Source organism: Bradyrhizobium zhanjiangense (assembly GCF_004114935.1).
Taxonomy (GTDB): domain Bacteria; phylum Pseudomonadota; class Alphaproteobacteria; order Rhizobiales; family Xanthobacteraceae; genus Bradyrhizobium; species Bradyrhizobium zhanjiangense.
In genome coordinates this window covers 3,381,473-3,397,373 of sequence record NZ_CP022221.1, presented here as the reverse complement: position 1 = coordinate 3,397,373, position 15,901 = coordinate 3,381,473, and the positions used below count along the sequence as shown (strand labels likewise).

Sequence of the window (15,901 nt, the reverse complement as noted above, 5' to 3'; positions counted from 1 at the left end):
CAACAAAGCCCAGCAGCCATCGGGCTGCTGGGCCTCTCAACATTCCGCGCATGTAGTAGGCTGCGCCACATCTCTTACGGGCCATTCGATGTTGCAGGCCGCGTTCCGCATCACGGGAAACGCCGCTCACCGCTCATCTCAGCCACTTTTGCCAGTAAAGCGTATGCGACCGGGCCCAAGGCATCTCGGGCTCAACCTCGATCCGTAGTACGGAGACGTCGCCGCCGAGGAATCCTCACTTACCCAGCACGACCTGGACGCCTAACAAGACGGCCCCCATCAGGCCGGTGGCGATGACCGTGATGACAGCCTTCAACGTATACCGCTGCGCCTGGTCCACGCTTTTCCGCCATCGCCGCAGGTGTTGGAAGTCTGCCCTGAGCTCTTTCCGATCGTCATCCTCGATTCCAAAAGAAGCCAGCGACGACGCCACTGCCTTCGATACGATCGCATCGATGCTTTCTTGCTGGAGGCTGTGCTGCTCAGCCAGCGTCTCGGCAACAATGGCCTTGATTTCCTCGTCCACCATCTTCACTGCTTGATGATCCTTGCAGCGTTCTCGAAGCCGCGTTTGACGAAGTAGGGGACCACGAGATTGGCCGTGATTCCTGCCAGAGCATCCGTGGATGCCAAAGCCGAGGACCTTGTCCCAGACCAGGAGTTTTGCGAGATGTAGTGCCGCGCGATAGACCATCGGCTTGTCCGGCTTTTGCGAGTGCCCGATCTCGGCTCCTGGAGATCGCAGCGGCGTGAGCAAGGAGCGCAGCGCCGCGCGGGCCAGCACGTTCGCGCGTCCAAGGCCGGCTACGGTGCGGACGGGCGGCACGCTGAGCGGCGCTTCCTGAACACACGCCAAGCGAGCGCGTCGCCATAATGTGGGCCACCATCCGATTCTGGATCGAGAACTAAGAACCCAGGCAGATAATTTCCACGCGGGTGAACCAAATTGGTCTCAAGATGTCATCCTACCGTTGTGTTTTGCCTGACGTTTCAAACGAACAAATTCACGTAGCGTGCGTTTGGCGATCAGGAGGACGGGTTGATGACAGTTAAGATGACGCTACAAAAGACATCGCGAAATCTGCCGGGACCCAAGCCACGCATCGACACGGCGCGCGACACGCAAGAGTCGATTATTGAAGACGCTGGCGAGACAGAGGACAGCGGTCGCGACCTCGTGCACGGCGACGGCGGAACCATCGACCTCCCCACGAAATCCAGCGATTTGTCGAAGGACGATTAGGGGCACCGGCGGCGCGCGTTTGGATGATGCCATGCGGCCGAGGTTTTGTCCGTCGTGTCAAACGTCCGAAAATGCGACCAGAGCTTGCCGGGAACCTACCTGACGAGAGGCGCGTTTAGTCCTTCGTTGGAAGGAACTTTCGTTCGATGAGTCACACTGTCCTGGTTGTTGACGACGACGCCGCCGTCCTCGACGTGATCGTCGGCATGCTGGAGGATCTTGGCTGCCAGGTGATCAGTGCCCAAAACGGTCCGAATGCGCTCGATCAGCTCAACGAGAACCAGGACATCTCCATCCTGATCACGGACATCAATATGCCGGACATGGATGGCCATGAACTGGCCGAGTTGGCCAAACGGGTCCGCCCCGAGTTGAAGGTGCTTCAGCTGTCCGGTCGCGAACCCCGGCGCGGCGGCCTTCCGATGATCAGGAAGCCGTTCTCGTTTGAGGAACTCGCCGACATCATGCAGCGAACCGCCGGCATTTTCTGACGATTATGTTCAAACGAAAACCCGCAGCGGATTGCTCCGGCGCGGGCTGAACCAAACTCTTTCGATGATGCCATTCTGCCAGTGTTTTGCCCGACGTGTCAAACACCGTCGAGGGCAAGACGACGAAACCCCTCCTCTCAGTTATGTGGTGCGCGAGGGGCTTGGTTCAAGTCCCCGTCCCTGCCGTAGAACTCGTGGCCCAGCCGACACATCGAGGGGTCACGCCATGCCTGTATTGCTTCCCAGGTCCCGTTCACACCAGCATGTGCATCGCGCCGGCGCGAGGACCGCCGCCATGACCGATCATGCCGTGGTGATCGCCGGCGCTGGCCCAACTGGTCTGATGCTGGCTGCGGAGCTCGCGCTCGCCAATGTCGACGTCGTTGTGGTCGAGCGGCGCGCGAACCAGGAGCTGGTCGAGACGCCCGCCGGCGGATTGCACGCCCGCACCCTCGAGATCCTCGATCAGCGCGGCGTCGCCGATCGCCGCCGCTGGCGCCACAGCATTGCTGCCCCAGGCTGGTCAAGCCGCATTGCAAAGCGCGCCATTCTTTCCTGTGTCAGAGCTGCAAGGTCTACTCAGGATCTCGCGGTTTCGAATCGCTCTTGTCGTCTCAGCTTTGGTCTATGGCAGCCATGCTGTGCACAATGCGTTTGCTGTGATCAGGTGGAGACAAGCCGACATTAGCACTTCCGCGATTAGCTTCCTTTGGTCCGAGGCGATACTTGCTGAAGTGTTGGTGTTCATGCTCGCCGGTCCAGAACTCCTCGATCGGCTTGGGGTGCGTAGTGCGGCCGTTTTGGCGGCTATGGCGGGAGCCATTCGCTGGTCTGTAGCCGGCGTAACCACCTCGGTGTTGCTGCTCTCAATAATACAGCCGTTACACGGCTTGACATTCGCTTTGCTTCACCTCGCTTGCATGCGGATGATGAGAACCTTGGTCGCACCAAGTGTTGCCGCAACTGCACAAGCTCTTTATGCATTTGGCTCGGGCGTGGTCACGGCTGCACTCACCTTCGCGTCTGGTGCACACTACGTCTCGTGGGCCGGGGCCGCGTTCTTTCCCATGGCAGCCCTCTGCGCCGCAGCGCTCCCATTCGCCTGGTTTGGCTTCGCCAACGGGGAGAGATTGATCCGTCGGTCGTGCGAGCGCAGACAGGACTTACGAATGCCGCCTACTTCCCCTGGCTGCTCCCCGCTTCTCGCGGATCGCCGATGAAATGCATGCGGCGTCCGGTCCGTTACAGCTGCGTCTTCACGACCTCGTCGACGTCCGGCACCGCCGCTGCCGGGAACGAGCGGCAAGATGCCGCGTTGCATCGCCGTGCGCGGATCAATGCCCGATCCCTTGTTGGCGCGCGCCGATGCCGCCCTCCTCGAAGCCGAACGGCTTCGGCTCGCCTTCATAAGGGAGCGCGCGCTCGCCTAGGCCTATTGCGCGGGCAAATCCGCGCGCTGCAAACCGGCCTGCTGCCGACAGTCGCGATCGCGCCGACGGTCAGCGCTCGTCCTCCGGCGAAGAGCTGGGCTCGCGGGGGAAGGGCTCATGTGTCCTACGGCCCAGAAACGTGTCCGGCACCGGCTGCTTCAGGATCTCGCACGATCGCGCGACGAGGTCGCGAATGTATGCACTCTGCCTCGCGATAGCGGCAGCCTCGTCGTGAATGCGGCGCGTATGATTGTCATTATCTGGCACGGCCGTGCTCCCTTGCTTTGCAGGCGGGAGCGCGCTCGGTCTCTCAGCCACCGACGCCTACGGACAGAGCCTTGGCCGGTGATGGCGGTCAACGACCTGAGGCTGCCTTTGTTCAAAACTGGACATTACAAATTGCCTGCACTCAAGATGAGTAAGTGGCACAAAGCACTGAACTTGCACTCGAAAATTAGCTCGCGCAGCATATCAAAAGATACAGACTCTCCGCAGCTGCAGGCGTAGGGTTAACCTATCACCGCAAGGTTCGTGGCATTTATCGGTGATGAGAACGCCTGATTGCGCTCCCGCCCTACTTCGAAACAAGGGAGATGCGCCATGCGAACGCGGCGACGCTTCAAACAAAGCAAGACACTTTCCGAACGGCTCGCAGACGAGGCCGCGCGCTGTCGCGAGGAAGCCCGCGCGCTGGCGCCGGGGCGCCGCCGCGAACTGCTGCTGCGCAAGGCGCGGCAGGACGAGACCGCCATGCAGATCGATGCCTGGCTGCATTCGCCCGGCCTGAGGACCCCGACATGACCGATCACTGCCATCAATATCGCGCTTACCTCGTCGGCGATGACGGCGTCTTCCGCTCCGCCGAGGCGTTCGAGGCGGCGTCCGACGCCTCCGCCCTCACCTTCGCACGGCAGTTCACCCGCCACGGCAAGGTCGAAGTCTGGCAACTCGGCCGCAAGATCGCCGTGCTGGAGCCCGATCAGCCGCTGCCGACCGCGCACACGCGTCAATGATCGCGCGCGTGCGATCGCGTCGTGTAACTCTCGATGGCGAACGAGAACGTCACCTGCATCACAGGACCGTCGGAGTCGCGAACGTCGATCGCCATCGTCTGCCTGTTGCCTGTCAGGGGCGCGGAGAGCACGGCATCGCGCGCCATGTCGGCCAGCGACCTGGCGGCTTCGGCCTGAACGGCGCGAGTGTTGGCCAGTTCCAGCCCTTCCTCGTCGAGCGCTCGACCCTTCTCGTCGCGAAGGTCGAAATAGTATCGGGGCATCTTCGCAATCCTTTGCCTTGATAGACCCGGGGCGGGCAAAGGTTGCTCGGCGGAACGAAGAAAATCGATTGAATCGACGGGTGGTTCCGGGCGCGAGGGCCCGTCAACCCGCGGCGCCCACGCGCTCCTCCGCCAGCTTGCGTGCAATGTAGGCGTCCACCGTCTCCGCGAACGAGCGCTGCACGCCGACCGCGGCCCGGTGCTGGTCGCTTGCGTCGCGCTGAAGCTCGCACAGGCCGCGTCCGCGCGCGCCAGCCGGCGTGATGGCAAGATACTGATCGATGGCATTCTCGGCGAGCGGGATCGCCTGGGGGTCTCCCCTCGCGATCAAAAGACGCAGGAGGCTCTGGCAGTCGGCCAAACCCGACATGGGTTTCGCGCCTCACCCGCGCGAGGATTTCGGCTTCGGCTTCCTGACCGGCTGAGTGTGGGTGCCGAACAGCGCCAAAAGCAACGCGACTTCTTCCTTCGAACCGATTTGGATCATGATTTTCTCCTTTTCGATCCGTTGGTCGAGGCCCGCGGCTGAGGAGTTCAGGACAATCGGGTTTCAGGACTGTTTCAGCGGTGTTTCGTGAGCGGGCTTCACATCGTCTCCCGCCTGCTTGTGTGCACAATGGGGCGCTGATCCCCGCGAAACGGTGCTGCGGCACTTCGCATCGTCGAACCGACCAACCAATCCGAATCTGACTTGTTTGTCGCCGGCGCATTCACTCGCAGGAGACAAAAACATGTCACGTCTAACTCTGCTGGCGGCAACCTTGTTGCTGCTCGCATCTGCGCCTGCGCGCGCCCAGTCGCAGCCCCTGGCAAAGCGGGCCGGGAAACAAGCCGTCAACAGCTCCGATCAGAACAACTCGAACGCGCCGTTCGCGGGCCGCAACAGCCTCGCTGACGGACAGGCGAAGTCGCGGATCGAGGGCGCGGGATATTCCAATGTTTCCGGCCTGCAGAGGGACAATGAAGGCGTCTGGCGTGGGAAGGCCGACAAGGCCGGCACCAAGACCGATGTCAGCGTTGACTTCCAAGGCAACGCGAACCCCGCGAAATAAGGAGCAAACAGCATGACGATCACCGTCTCTCGTCGGGCCGTCACCCGGCTCGAGAGCGCCGGCGTGCCGCACTCCGATATCAGCATCGTCGCGAACAATTCCGACAATTGGTGCGGCTCGTCGCGCGGCAAGGTCGACCGTGACCGCGACGGCCTCGACGATCGCGCTGAAGGCGCCGGCACAGGTGCCGGTGTCGGCGCCGGCCTCGGCGGTGCGGCAGGCCTTCTCGCCGGCCTCGGCCTGCTCGCCATTCCCAGTCTCGGACCGGTCGTGGCTGCGGGATGGCTCGCCTCCACGGCTGCCGGCGCGGCCGCGGGCGGCATCGTCGGCGCGCTCCCCCAACGGCGTCTCCAGGGAAGACGCCTCGCGCTACGCGGAGGGCGTTCGCCGCGGCGGCACGCTCGTGATTTCGCTTCGGCGAGCTACTTCTCTCCCCGACTCTTGTTTTTAGGCTCATGTACGTGATGAACCGTCTTAGGTGAGCGTCAGGTGCGACGTAAATGGTGCAAGGTTATTTCCGGCGGGCAATTGAGGCGCACGGGAACGACGCTCGAGCCCGCACCAACGGAAGTATAGCCGGTCATATCGCCGTATTGCCAAGGCCCGGCCCCCATCCGTCTTGGCAGCACCGCCTCGAGCTTGATTGGAATGGATCCGGGGAGACAAATCTGACCGCCGTGGGTGTGTCCGCTCAGCATGAGATCAAAATTGGCATGGGCAGCCTGGCGATAAACCTCCGGTGTGTGAGACAACAAGATCGAGAATTGACCGCGGGGTATCGAGAGAGCGGCTTTTTCGATGTTATCCACTCTGTAGAAATGTGCATCGTCGATTCCCGCCAGATAGATCCGTTGGTCCCTACGAACGATTGTTTCGCATTCATTGAGCAGCACGCGAATGCCCATGGCTTCGAGCCCCGGAACCATCTGAATCGTATCGTGGTTGCCGAGCACCGCGTAGATTGGCTGTTTCAGATGATTTCCCAATCGCGCGACACCATCCAGCGCGGGCTGGAAGGGCCCAAAAGTCCGACCCCGATAATCGCCAGTCAGGACACACACATCGTACTGCATGCTGCTAACGAGCTCGATGAGTCTGTTCATGGCAACTTCATTCATATCCACGTGAAGGTCGCTAATGTGGAGAATGGTGAAGCCCTCAAAGAGGGGCGGTAATTTCTCGAACCTCAAGTCATTCCGCCTGACAAGAATGCGTTCTGCATTCTGGCGTGCACGCCAATAAAGTCCCGTTGCCCGCAGAACATTTCGAATGATCCACTCGGCCCAGGATGAGTTTTCGAGGTGAAAGAATGTGAGGCCCTGGCCAAACACCTGAGCTTCATGATCTCGCTCAATTCCCAATCGCTGGCGGGCGTGGAGCGGCCCGAGGCGGATCTCGAGTTTGCGCAGAATCTCGTCGTCCACCAGCTAGCCCCCTTGATCGGCCTTCAGGTAGATATAGCGTATTCCGATGAGGCCAGAATCAGCCCGACCCTGGCGGATGCAACTATAAGCTAAGCTGAAGAAATGCAACTTGTGCATATTCTGCAATTGTTGGTTTTAATGACGTTGGCGAACGGCACACCGATCGTTGCGAAGAAGATTTTTGGCTCGCGTCTTTCCTTTCCGCTGGATGCCGGCACCACATTTTTTGATGGGCGGCCGTTGTTTGGGCCATCGAAGACCATCCGCGGTATCTTGATTTCATTCCTCGTCACGACAGCAAGCGCCCCACTTATCGGTCTGGATCTGACGATTGGTGCAATCGTAGCGGTTGCGGCTATGGCGGGCGATTTGTTCTCCAGCTTCGTGAAGCGCCGCCTAAACTCTCCGCCCAGCAGCCAGGCACTCGGGCTCGACCAGATTCCCGAATCCGTATTTCCGATGCTGGCATGCCGCGGCGCACTTTCATTGACGATCGCAGACGTCGCGCTTGGCGTCGGGATCTTTTTTATTGGCGCGGTAATTCTGTCTCGTTTTCTATTCCGGGTCCACCTGCGCGACGAACCATATTAGCCCGCCGTTAGCCCGAACGGAGGCAGTGCAGGGTGATTTCTGGTGGACAGTTGAGGCGAACAGGAACGACGCTCGATCCAGCACCGACAGAGGTGTAGCCGGCCATGTCATGATACCGCCAAGCTCCTGCCCCATCTGTCGAGGCAATACTGCATCAAGTATGATCGGAATAGATCCTGGCAGACAGATCTGCCCGCCGTGCGTATGCCCGCTCAGCAACAAGTTAAAACCGGCATGAGCCGCCGGATGATAGACCTCCGGTGTGTGTGACAGTAAGATGGAGAACTCGCCAAACGGTATCTGCAACGCAGCCTTTTCGATATCGTCGGCCTTGAAGCAATGAGCGTCATCGATTCCGGCTAGGTAGATTTGCTGATCGCCGCGCACGATCACCTCGCTCTCGTTAAGCAGTATATGTATTCCCATGGCTTCCAGCCCCGGAACCATTTGGATGGTATCGTGGTCGCCTAGAACCCCATAAACGGGCTCCTTTAGATGAGCTCGCACTCGTGCAACGCCGTTCAAGGTAGCCTCAAACGGTCCACGATTCTTCCCCGATAGTCCCGGTTAGGACACATAGATCGTAGCGCATGTCACCGACGAGTTCGATAAGGCGCTGCATGGCAGCTTCATTCATATCCACGTGCATGTCGCTGAGGTGGAGTATGGTGAAGCCGTCGAACAGCTGTGGCAGCTCCTTGAACACAACATCATTCCGTTTGACGAGAATACTTTCTGTATTTCGGCGTCCGCGCCAGTAGAGACCAGTCAGCTTGAGTGCATTTCGGACGACAGAGTGGACCGGATACCAGTTCTCTATGTGAAAGGAGAGAAGGCCGTGGCCGAAGATCTGCGCCTCATGAACCGTCTCGATAGCCAATCGCTGTCTCGCATGGAGCGGTCCGAGGCGGCCCTCCAATTTGTGTAGGATATCTTCGTCCATGGAACGAATTCCTCCGCATCGGCTCAACCTTCCATGGGACCACCAGGGCTTGCCAACTCTTCAGGATATTCCTTTCGGCTGGCTGCTTGGCAGCACAAAATCCTGGAAGATCTTCCGGCTTTTTCTTATAAACCTGCTGAACGTGGCTCGCCGCACCTGCGTCCCAGGCCGGTGGCTTTTTGTATTTAATTCCGGAATTTTGCGCACGAACCAGGAAGACCGGTCCCGGAGAGAAGGTTATAGACTTTTTGGTACCCCACCTTCTGTTCATTCCAAGCTCTCTACTTAGTTCCTCTCGATCTCTCCCGGCCTTGCTTGGTGGATGAAGGTTAGAGCAGAGGACATAAGCGAGAAATCCCGACGCTTGCGCATCGAGATCTTCCCGTGCCCTCAGCGAGCTTGCTCGGCGGAGCCAGGCCGTCGCGTTCGAACCCTGCACATGCGATGGCGCTATGCAGGTCGCGTCTACTTGCGGCGATCTCCATCTCGGCGGCGGCCGCCCTCACGCTTAAGGACGGGTTTGCCTTGGCTGCATCCCATGGTAGGCATCTATCAAGGCGCACCGCCACCGCCCAAAACCTTCGAAAGATAGCCAAGCTGATCCCGATGCCCACCCCGAGCCTCGCATAGGTCGGTAGAACAGTTCGGCGACGTTGCGACGGAGCTACTACAACGAAATACTGCCGGCCTTTTTCAACAGAATCGGTCAAATTCGGCAAAACTCAAGGTGAGCATCGTAGGTCTGGTTTCGGGCGGATAGCGTCCCAACGCCGGCGCGAATGGGTCAATGCCCTGAGCCGCGTCGGGACAAATTGGCACTCCCGTCAAACTTTATCTAAATCCGGCACATCGGATTTGGCGGAATGAAAGCTCTTCGCGCCATGCTGGGACATGTCGCTTTGCTCCCGTTGCGAAGGACGCAATCGGGACAGATTCGGAGAGACCACCGATGTATTACGTCGCCGCTGCATTGCTGGGGCTGTCGGGACTGTTCTACTCCGCGGGCCGTCACGAGCTCGGCCAGTTCGGCGCAGACGTGTGCCGCTATGGCAGCGCGTTCTGCGACAATCCGGTGCTCGTCTTCGCGGGCGCAGCGCTGGCCGCGGCCTGGGGCATGTTCGTCAGCATCAAATAGCACCCGGCCACGACTTGGCTTCCGGACCTGCGAGCAGGCCAAGCGAACACAAGAAATCGCACCGCAACAGAAAGCCCGCGGCCGGGGCGGCGCGGGCATCGGCTATTTCTGCGATGATGGCACTCTATATCTGTTTTGCCCGACGGGTCAAAGGGAAATTCGCATTATCAGAATCAAATCCTCATGGGCCCCGCTGCGGGAACTTTCCGGCTACAATCTGGCTTAATCGTTGACTTCGAAATTACGGAAGGCTCCCCTGTCGACCCGATCAAAACACCGCCCCGCCAAGCATGGCAGCGCCGACGCCTCGACTAAGTCCGTGCCGGTCCTGCTGAAAAGGCTGGGGCCGGGCCTGATCACCGGGGCTGCCGACGATGATCCGTCGGGCATCGCCACCTATTCGCAGGCCGGCGCGCAATTCGGCTACGGGCTGCTGTGGACGGTGTTTCTAACCACGCCGTTCATGATCGCGATTCAACTCGTCAGCGCCCGGATCGGCCGGGTCACCGGCAAGGGGCTTGCCGCCAACGTCATGCAGCTGGCGCCGCGCTGGGCGGTGCTCGCGCTCGTGTCCATGCTCGTCGTCGCCAACACGTTCAACATCGCGGCCGACATCGCCGCGATGGCGGAGGCGCTCGCGCTCGTGATCGGCGGGCTCCAGCACGAACACGCGCTGATCTTCGCGGCCGGCTCGACCCTGCTCGAGATCTTCCTGCCCTATCGCCGCTATTCGCCGGTGCTGAAATTCCTCACGCTGGCGCTGTTTGCCTATGTCGCCACCGCCTTCACCGTGCAGATCCCGTGGAGCACGGCGCTGCTCGCCGCGGTGTGGCCCAAGGCGAATGTCAGCGCCGACTATTTTCTGATGGTCGTTGCCGTGCTCGGCACCACCATCAGCCCTTATTTGTTCTTCTGGCAGGCCTCGCAGGAGGTCGAGGAGATGAACCAGGGCAAGCACGACAGGCCGCTGCGCGATCTGCCGAGCGGCGGCGATCCCGTGCTCGCGCGCATCCGGGCCGACACCATCTCCGGCATGCTGCTGTCCAACGGCATCGCCTTCTTCATCATCCTGACCACCGCAGCGGTGCTGAATGCCAACGGCGTGACCAAGATCAATTCGGCGACGGAGGCCGCCGAAGCGCTGCGGCCGCTCGCCGGCGACTTCACCTTCGCGCTGTTCGCGCTCGGCATCATCGGCACGGGCCTCTTGGCGATCCCGGTGCTGGCGGGCTCGGCGGCTTACGGCGTCGCCGAGATCTTCGGCTGGCGCGCCACGCTGGAGGCGAAGCCCGAGAAGGCGGTCGGCTTCTATACGATCATTGCGGCCGCAACCATCATCGGTTTCGGCCTCGGCTTCACCGGGATCGACTCGATACACATGCTGGTGTGGAGCGCGGTGCTCAACGGCATCGTCGCCGTCCCGATCATGGCGATGATGATGCTGATCGTCTCGAGTCGCGCGATCATGGGCCGCTTCAGGGCCCGCTCATGGCTAATCGCGCTGGGCTGGCTCGGCACCGCACTGATGGCTCTGGCCGTCCTCGCCCTGCTCGGCTCGTCCCTGATCGGCTGATGCGAGGGACGAAAGAGAGCCGGAAGAGCACGAGATCAACGTCGATAAGGCTACGGTGTCACGGGATTGACCGTCGGCGACGTCTTCGGCCCCGGCCGTGCTGGCTCGACCGGCGACTTCGGTTCGGTCGGAAGCACGGCAGCGCCCGCGGCGCGCGCAGCCTCCCCGGTGGTCGCGTACATCGCGATATGGGCCGGCTGGGTCTTGGCGCGGCTCCAAGGGCCGTGGTCGACGATCAGCATCGCTGCAATCGTCATGCCCGCCACGATCAGTGCGATCACGCCGGGATGACGAAGCGCCGTAGAGATGGAATCCGCGAAACGATCAGCCGTCATCATCATCAGAAGGGTCCGCAATTATCCTATCGTAGGTTAATTCAATTGCGCCCCCCTGGTTCCCGCCCTGGCTCCGGCAAGTTCCCGGCCAAGGCGGGGAACATACGCTCCTTTTCGGTTCAAACCGGTTTCACTCGCCCGGCGCGATGGCATTGCTCGGCGTCGGCCGGTCGGTGATCTGCTGACCGAACAGGCTACCAATCAGTTCGACCGCGGTACGCGCGGTCCGGCCGCGCTCGTCGAGGAACGGATTGAGCTCGACAATGTCCACCGACCCCACCAGCCCTGAATCGTGCAGCAGCTCCATGATCAGATGCGCCTCGCGATAGGTCGCGCCACCGGGCACCGTGGTGCCGACTCCCGGAGCCACGCACGGGTCGAGAAAATCGACGTCGAAGCTGACATGCAGCACGCCACCGCTCGCCTTCACGCGCTCGATGACGCGCCGGATCAGCACGGCGACGCCGAACTCGTCGATCTGGCGCATGTCGATGACCCTGATCCGGCGCGCGCGCATCAACTCCTTTTCGAGCTTGTCAACCGAACGCGCGCCGAACAGATCGAGCCTATCGGGGTCGATCGAGGCGCGCGGATCATCGCCCAATAATCCGTCGAGGCCAGGCTCCCCGCACAGGAACGCGGCCGACATGCCGTGCATATTGGCCGTGATCGTCGTTTCCGGCGTGTTGTAATCGGTATGGGCATCGAGCCAGAGCACGAACAGTTCGCGGCCGCGCTCCTTCCAATGACGCGCCATCGCATTGACCGACCCCATGGACAGCGTGTGATCGCCGCCGAGGAAGATCGGCAGTGCGCCGGTTTTCGCGATCTCATAGCCTCTGTGACTCAGCACGCGCGTCCAGCGCTGGATCTCGCGGTAGTGATTGGCTTTCTCGGGCGGCTTGTCGGCGAGGTCCCGGACCTCGGCCACGGAAAGATCGCCGTAGTCGACGACCTCAAAATCGAGGCTCTCGAGCAGTGTCGCAAGGCCCGCGGTGCGGAGCGCAGCAGGGCCCATCAAGGTACCGCGCTGCGAAGCTCCCATGTCGATGGGAGCGCCGAGCAAGGCGATCCGCCGGGTTCGATCCGTCACGGTCCGATCGGTCACGGCAATCTCCTGACGTCAGCAAGGATACCGTCAGCCTAACAGAGATTCGCACCCGTCGTTTCCCGGGGAGGTCCGCTGTGGGCATATCATCCCGGAACAAAATCCCGCGCGCCGAATTGCCTATCCAAGGCCGGCACCCGCCGTAAACGTAAACCACGGCGCCTGTCGCGGATAGCCAAAGGTCGTCAGACCCGCTGTTCAAAACGAGCGCTCGCGCGGATAGCCAAAGGTGCCGGCCTCCATCATCGGGTCTGGAGATCGCGCGCTTGAGCACCGAGATACCGCAATCCAATCCCCAACCTGGCGTGGCCGAACGCGCCGTCGATGCAGCGACGGATGTATCCCGCACGATCGGAGAAGTCGCCGGAGGCCTGCATGCAGCGGTCGACCGTCTTACCTCTGCGATCGAGGAAGCGCGAAAGCCGGGCCGGCCGCTCTCGACGGTTGCGGCGATTACGCGCGAAGCGCCGCTCACCAGCCTGTTCGTTGCTTTCCTGTTCGGCGTCGCGGTGGCGCGCCGGCGCTGACGACCTTACCGGATACGCACCCGTCTAGGCGGCGCTGACGATGGCGCGCTCGATCGTGAGGAATTGCCGTTCGAACGCCTCGGAAGGCATAGGGCGGCCGAAGAAGTAGCCCTGTCCTTCCGCGCATCCCATGCTGATCAGGAAGTTGGCCGTGGCGCGGTTCTCGATGCCCTCAGCTACGACCGTGAGCCCAAGCTGCCTGCTGAGACCGATGGTGGAGCCGACGATCGCGGCATCGTCGGAATCGGTGAGCAGGTCGAGCACGAACGATCTATCGATCTTGAGCCCATCGAGCGGAAATTTCTTCAAATAGCTCAGGCTCGCATAGCCGGTGCCGAAATCGTCGAACAGGACGCGGACGCCGAGCTCCTGGATCCGCTTGAACATGTCGAGCACCCGGGCCTCGTCGTGTAACAGGATGTCCTCGGTGACTTCGAGCTCGAGCAGCGAGGGGGCCAGCCCCGTCGCATCGAGCAATTCGGCAACCGAACGCGCGAGGTCACCGGAATCAAGCTGGGACGGCGACAGGTTGATCGCCACGCGGACCTCGTTGCCGGATATTTCCCAGGCGCGCGCCTGGCGGCAGGCGGTCTCCATCACCCAGTTCGCAATCCGCTCGGACAGGGCCGACGTGTTGACCACCGGCATGAACTCCGCAGGCGAGACGTAGCCGCGCACGGGGTGCCGCCAACGGATGAGCGCTTCGGCTCCGACCAGGCTGCCGTCGACCAGACGAACCTGGGGCTGGTAGAACAGCTCGAACTCGCCGCGATCCGCGGCAAGCGCCAATTCGCTCTCGAGCGTCAACCGGTTCTCCAGCTCCTGCCTGATCGCACTCTCGAAGATCACGTGGCTGCCGCGCCGCGTCAGCTTCGCCTTCGTAAGTGCGAGGTGGCCGTTACCGAGGAGATCATCGGCGTTGCGCCCGCCGTCGGGATGGACGGCCACGCCGATGCTGATTCTGACCCGGTGCTGCCTTGCGCCCGTTGCGAGCGGCGTTTCGAACGCGCGCGCGATTCGCTCGGCGAATTCGGCAATCGGCTCGCTCGCGTCCGCGCAATCCAGCGCGATGGCATATTCGTCGCCACTGAGGCGCGCGACGATCGCCCCGGCGCCGGCATCGGCCGTCAGGCGCTCGGCGACCGCCCGCAGCACGCGGTCGCCCGCGGCATGCCCGAACATGTCGTTGACTTGCTGGAAGCCGTCGAGCCCGAGCACGAGCAGTGCGACATTGGAAGACCGATGCTCTGCCTCGGTGATCAGACTGGCGAGCGACGCATGTAGCATGTTGCGGTTGGCAAGCCCTGTCAGCGCATCATGTTCGGCGAGATACCTGACGCGCTCGGCCTCGCGCTTGCGCACCGAGATGTCGCGCAGGATCGCTCCATACTGGAAGCCGTCCGTTCCCTGCCAGCCGGAGAAGCTCGCCTCGACCGGGAATGTCTCGCCGTTCTTGCGTCGCCCTTCGAACTCTACGACGACGGCGCCACCGGGAACCAGGAGCGACTGGCGCGCGGCATCGTGCATGGACGGCCTTGCGTCGCCGTCCGCCGGTACGGCACACAGCGTTTCGAATGGGCGACCGATCATCTCGGCCGGCATGTAGCCAAAAATCGCGCTGGCGCCGGGATTCCAAACCGTAATCCGATGATCCTCATCGGTGCAGACGAGACCATCGCCCAGCGACATCGCGATGCGATGGAAGCGGCTCTCGGCGATGCGACCCAGGAGACTGCGGAAATCGATCTCGTCCAGCGCGATCGCCGTCAGATAAGCGATGATCGCGATGTGGAACAGCGACGTATCGATGACGAAGGGCCATCTCGCCTGCACGAGGGTCGCGACCAGTTCGATGGCAGCGCCGGCTGCGATCAGGATTGCGACGCGAAGTCCCGGTGCGACGCGGCGCCACGAAGTGATCATCAAGAGGCAGATCAGGCCGAGGCCGAGCATCATGCCGGCATCTGAGGTCCAGCGCAGCATCCGGTTCTGGAGGATCGATTCTGCCGCGAGCGCCTGAAGGACGGGTCCAGAGACGATGCGGCCATTCGGAACGCTGAACCGGTCGCCCAGTTCGAGCGCCGTCGCACCAACAATGATCTTCTTGCCTCTCACCTTATCCAGGGTCGCGGCATCGCCGCGCAGCACGTCGACATAGGAGACACTTGGGATGGAAGCCGCCCGAATACTAAAATCGATCAGGAAGGGCGTCCGCCGATTGGCGTCCTGCCCAGCCAGCACGACGGCCATCGACGGCATCAAGGCGTCACCGAGCTTCTCGCCGAATGGATAACGGCGCACGAGCCCGTCGGATTCGACCGCGACATTGACGACGGCCGGCCAAGACTGGTTGCTGAACGGCTTCAGGGGATGATTGATGTGAGCCGCACCGCCATTCGGCGCCGGCTGCTTGAAGGATGGCAGGACCGTCGAGCCGCCGACGTCCCGAAGCGCCTTGACGAAAGCCTTGTCAGAGGCCGGATCCGACGGCGTGCTGAAATCGACGTCGAAGGCCACATCCTGCACGCCGGCAGCTTCAAGCCTATGCAGAAGCTCCGCGTGCAGCTGGCGAGGCCAGGGCCACACCCCGATCTGGTCGATCGAGGGCGCGTCGATGGCCACTACGACGACATTGCCGCTGGCAGCACGCGATTGCCAAGCGAACCGCAGGTCGGTGAGCGCATTGCGGAGCGCGCCATGCCCCCCCGTGGACAGCACGACCGCAAGCGCGATCACAACCAGAATATGCGGCCGATAGCGTTTCACCCAATCC

20 protein-coding genes and 2 pseudogenes are annotated in these 15,901 nt (G+C 61.7%); 13 read left to right on the top strand and 9 right to left on the bottom strand.

The window, feature by feature from the left end:
• Positions 1–235: 235 nt before the first annotated feature.
• Entirely contained in the window at positions 236–535 is a 300-nt protein-coding gene (locus tag XH85_RS15985) for a hypothetical protein (protein ID WP_128932554.1), read from the bottom strand.
• A gap of 507 nt (positions 536–1,042) precedes the next feature.
• Between XH85_RS15985 and XH85_RS15980 the strand changes: the two genes are divergently transcribed.
• The 7 genes and pseudogenes from XH85_RS15980 (at position 1,043) to XH85_RS15950 (ending at position 4,177) form a co-directional block, all read left to right on the top strand.
• Entirely contained in the window at positions 1,043–1,243 is a 201-nt protein-coding gene (locus XH85_RS15980; protein ID WP_091889918.1) for a hypothetical protein, read from the top strand.
• Positions 1,244–1,389: 146 nt separating this feature from the next.
• Entirely contained in the window at positions 1,390–1,734 is a 345-nt protein-coding gene (locus XH85_RS15975; RefSeq protein ID WP_128932553.1) for a response regulator, read from the top strand.
• 226 nt (positions 1,735–1,960) lie between these two features.
• A pseudogene (locus XH85_RS15970) lies at positions 1,961–2,221 on the top strand (FAD-dependent monooxygenase); the annotation flags it as partial.
• Positions 2,106–2,954 carry an MFS transporter gene (locus XH85_RS15965; protein ID WP_128937289.1) on the top strand — a complete coding sequence of 283 codons (849 nt, stop codon included), beginning with the start codon at positions 2,106–2,108 and terminating at the stop codon, positions 2,952–2,954. The pseudogene XH85_RS15970 and the gene XH85_RS15965, both read left to right, overlap by 116 nt.
• Positions 2,955–3,041: 87 nt before the next feature.
• Positions 3,042–3,164 carry a hypothetical protein gene (locus tag XH85_RS47350; protein WP_276486166.1) on the top strand — a complete coding sequence of 41 codons (123 nt, stop codon included), beginning with the start codon at positions 3,042–3,044 and terminating at the stop codon, positions 3,162–3,164.
• 600 nt (positions 3,165–3,764) lie between these two features.
• Positions 3,765–3,965 carry a hypothetical protein gene (locus tag XH85_RS15955; protein WP_128932551.1) on the top strand — a complete coding sequence of 67 codons (201 nt, stop codon included), beginning with the start codon at positions 3,765–3,767 and terminating at the stop codon, positions 3,963–3,965.
• A complete protein-coding gene (locus XH85_RS15950) occupies positions 3,962–4,177 on the top strand; it encodes a hypothetical protein (protein WP_128932550.1) in 216 nt (71 codons plus the stop codon). Before XH85_RS15955 ends, XH85_RS15950 begins: the two co-directional genes overlap by 4 nt.
• On the opposite strand, the gene XH85_RS15945 is transcribed toward XH85_RS15950, so the two are convergent.
• Both XH85_RS15945 and XH85_RS15940 read right to left on the bottom strand, forming a co-directional pair.
• A complete protein-coding gene (locus tag XH85_RS15945) occupies positions 4,171–4,440 on the bottom strand; it encodes a DUF6894 family protein (protein ID WP_128932549.1) in 270 nt (89 codons plus the stop codon). The two genes, XH85_RS15950 and XH85_RS15945, sit on opposite strands and share 7 nt — an antisense overlap.
• Positions 4,441–4,543: 103 nt before the next feature.
• Complete coding sequence (locus XH85_RS15940; RefSeq protein ID WP_128932548.1) at positions 4,544–4,810, bottom strand: hypothetical protein; 267 nt, start codon at positions 4,808–4,810, stop codon at positions 4,544–4,546.
• Positions 4,811–5,171: 361 nt separating this feature from the next.
• Between XH85_RS15940 and XH85_RS15935 the strand changes: the two genes are divergently transcribed.
• Positions 5,172–5,492, top strand: coding sequence for a hypothetical protein (locus XH85_RS15935; protein WP_128932547.1), 321 nt, complete (start codon positions 5,172–5,174; stop codon positions 5,490–5,492).
• Positions 5,493–5,504: 12 nt separating this feature from the next.
• Positions 5,505–5,898, top strand: a pseudogene (locus XH85_RS15930) (hypothetical protein); the annotation flags it as partial.
• 79 nt (positions 5,899–5,977) lie between these two features.
• On the opposite strand, the gene XH85_RS15925 reads toward XH85_RS15930, so the two are convergent.
• Positions 5,978–6,916 (bottom strand): metallophosphoesterase, encoded by a 939-nt coding sequence (locus XH85_RS15925; RefSeq protein WP_128932546.1) that lies wholly within the window; start codon positions 6,914–6,916, stop codon positions 5,978–5,980.
• 102 nt (positions 6,917–7,018) lie between these two features.
• Between XH85_RS15925 and XH85_RS15920 the strand changes: the two genes are divergently transcribed.
• Positions 7,019–7,507 carry a CDP-archaeol synthase gene (locus tag XH85_RS15920; protein WP_128932545.1) on the top strand — a complete coding sequence of 163 codons (489 nt, stop codon included), beginning with the start codon at positions 7,019–7,021 and terminating at the stop codon, positions 7,505–7,507.
• Here the strand turns inward: XH85_RS15920 and XH85_RS47650 are convergent.
• Positions 7,472–7,954 carry a hypothetical protein gene (locus XH85_RS47650; protein WP_338025643.1) on the bottom strand — a complete coding sequence of 161 codons (483 nt, stop codon included), beginning with the start codon at positions 7,952–7,954 and terminating at the stop codon, positions 7,472–7,474. The genes XH85_RS15920 and XH85_RS47650 overlap by 36 nt on opposite strands.
• An 85-nt stretch (positions 7,955–8,039) precedes the next feature.
• A complete protein-coding gene (locus tag XH85_RS47645) occupies positions 8,040–8,450 on the bottom strand; it encodes a hypothetical protein (RefSeq protein WP_338025642.1) in 411 nt (136 codons plus the stop codon).
• 949 nt (positions 8,451–9,399) lie between these two features.
• On the opposite strand from XH85_RS47645, the gene XH85_RS15910 reads away from it, so the two are divergent.
• Entirely contained in the window at positions 9,400–9,585 is a 186-nt protein-coding gene (locus XH85_RS15910; RefSeq protein ID WP_091897192.1) for a hypothetical protein, read from the top strand.
• Between the two features lie 319 nt (positions 9,586–9,904).
• A complete protein-coding gene (locus XH85_RS15905) occupies positions 9,905–11,158 on the top strand; it encodes an NRAMP family divalent metal transporter (RefSeq protein WP_164934522.1) in 1,254 nt (417 codons plus the stop codon).
• 50 nt (positions 11,159–11,208) lie between these two features.
• On the opposite strand, the gene XH85_RS15900 is transcribed toward XH85_RS15905, so the two are convergent.
• On the bottom strand, positions 11,209–11,493 hold the full coding sequence (locus XH85_RS15900; RefSeq protein ID WP_128937288.1) for a hypothetical protein: 285 nt from the start codon (positions 11,491–11,493) through the stop codon (positions 11,209–11,211).
• 130 nt (positions 11,494–11,623) lie between these two features.
• Positions 11,624–12,601, bottom strand: coding sequence for an arginase (gene rocF, locus XH85_RS15895; RefSeq protein ID WP_128932543.1), 978 nt, complete (start codon positions 12,599–12,601; stop codon positions 11,624–11,626).
• A gap of 266 nt (positions 12,602–12,867) precedes the next feature.
• On the opposite strand from rocF, the gene XH85_RS15890 reads away from it, so the two are divergent.
• Entirely contained in the window at positions 12,868–13,128 is a 261-nt protein-coding gene (locus XH85_RS15890; protein ID WP_128932542.1) for a hypothetical protein, read from the top strand.
• Between the two features lie 24 nt (positions 13,129–13,152).
• On the opposite strand, the gene XH85_RS15885 is transcribed toward XH85_RS15890, so the two are convergent.
• Complete coding sequence (locus XH85_RS15885; protein WP_128932541.1) at positions 13,153–15,894, bottom strand: EAL domain-containing protein; 2,742 nt, start codon at positions 15,892–15,894, stop codon at positions 13,153–13,155.
• Positions 15,895–15,901 lie beyond the last annotated feature (7 nt).

Bases quoted from the DNA above. Each gene is read 5' to 3' on its own strand.
- XH85_RS15980 (WP_091889918.1), top strand. From the start codon at position 1,043: ATGACAGTTAAGATGACGCTACAAAAGACATCGCGAAATCTGCCGGGA.
- XH85_RS15975 (WP_128932553.1), top strand. From the start codon at position 1,390: ATGAGTCACACTGTCCTGGTTGTTGACGACGACGCCGCCGTCCTCGAC.
- XH85_RS15965 (WP_128937289.1), top strand. From the start codon at position 2,106: ATGTCGACGTCGTTGTGGTCGAGCGGCGCGCGAACCAGGAGCTGGTCG.
- XH85_RS47350 (WP_276486166.1), top strand. From the start codon at position 3,042: ATGCCGCGTTGCATCGCCGTGCGCGGATCAATGCCCGATCCCTTGTTG.
- XH85_RS15955 (WP_128932551.1), top strand. From the start codon at position 3,765: ATGCGAACGCGGCGACGCTTCAAACAAAGCAAGACACTTTCCGAACGG.
- XH85_RS15950 (WP_128932550.1), top strand. From the start codon at position 3,962: ATGACCGATCACTGCCATCAATATCGCGCTTACCTCGTCGGCGATGAC.
- XH85_RS15945 (WP_128932549.1), bottom strand. From the start codon at position 4,440: ATGCCCCGATACTATTTCGACCTTCGCGACGAGAAGGGTCGAGCGCTC.
- XH85_RS15940 (WP_128932548.1), bottom strand. From the start codon at position 4,810: ATGTCGGGTTTGGCCGACTGCCAGAGCCTCCTGCGTCTTTTGATCGCG.
- XH85_RS15935 (WP_128932547.1), top strand. From the start codon at position 5,172: ATGTCACGTCTAACTCTGCTGGCGGCAACCTTGTTGCTGCTCGCATCT.
- XH85_RS15920 (WP_128932545.1), top strand. From the start codon at position 7,019: ATGCAACTTGTGCATATTCTGCAATTGTTGGTTTTAATGACGTTGGCG.
- XH85_RS47650 (WP_338025643.1), bottom strand. From the start codon at position 7,954: ATGGTTCCGGGGCTGGAAGCCATGGGAATACATATACTGCTTAACGAG.
- XH85_RS47645 (WP_338025642.1), bottom strand. From the start codon at position 8,450: ATGGACGAAGATATCCTACACAAATTGGAGGGCCGCCTCGGACCGCTC.
- XH85_RS15910 (WP_091897192.1), top strand. From the start codon at position 9,400: ATGTATTACGTCGCCGCTGCATTGCTGGGGCTGTCGGGACTGTTCTAC.
- XH85_RS15900 (WP_128937288.1), bottom strand. From the start codon at position 11,493: ATGACGGCTGATCGTTTCGCGGATTCCATCTCTACGGCGCTTCGTCAT.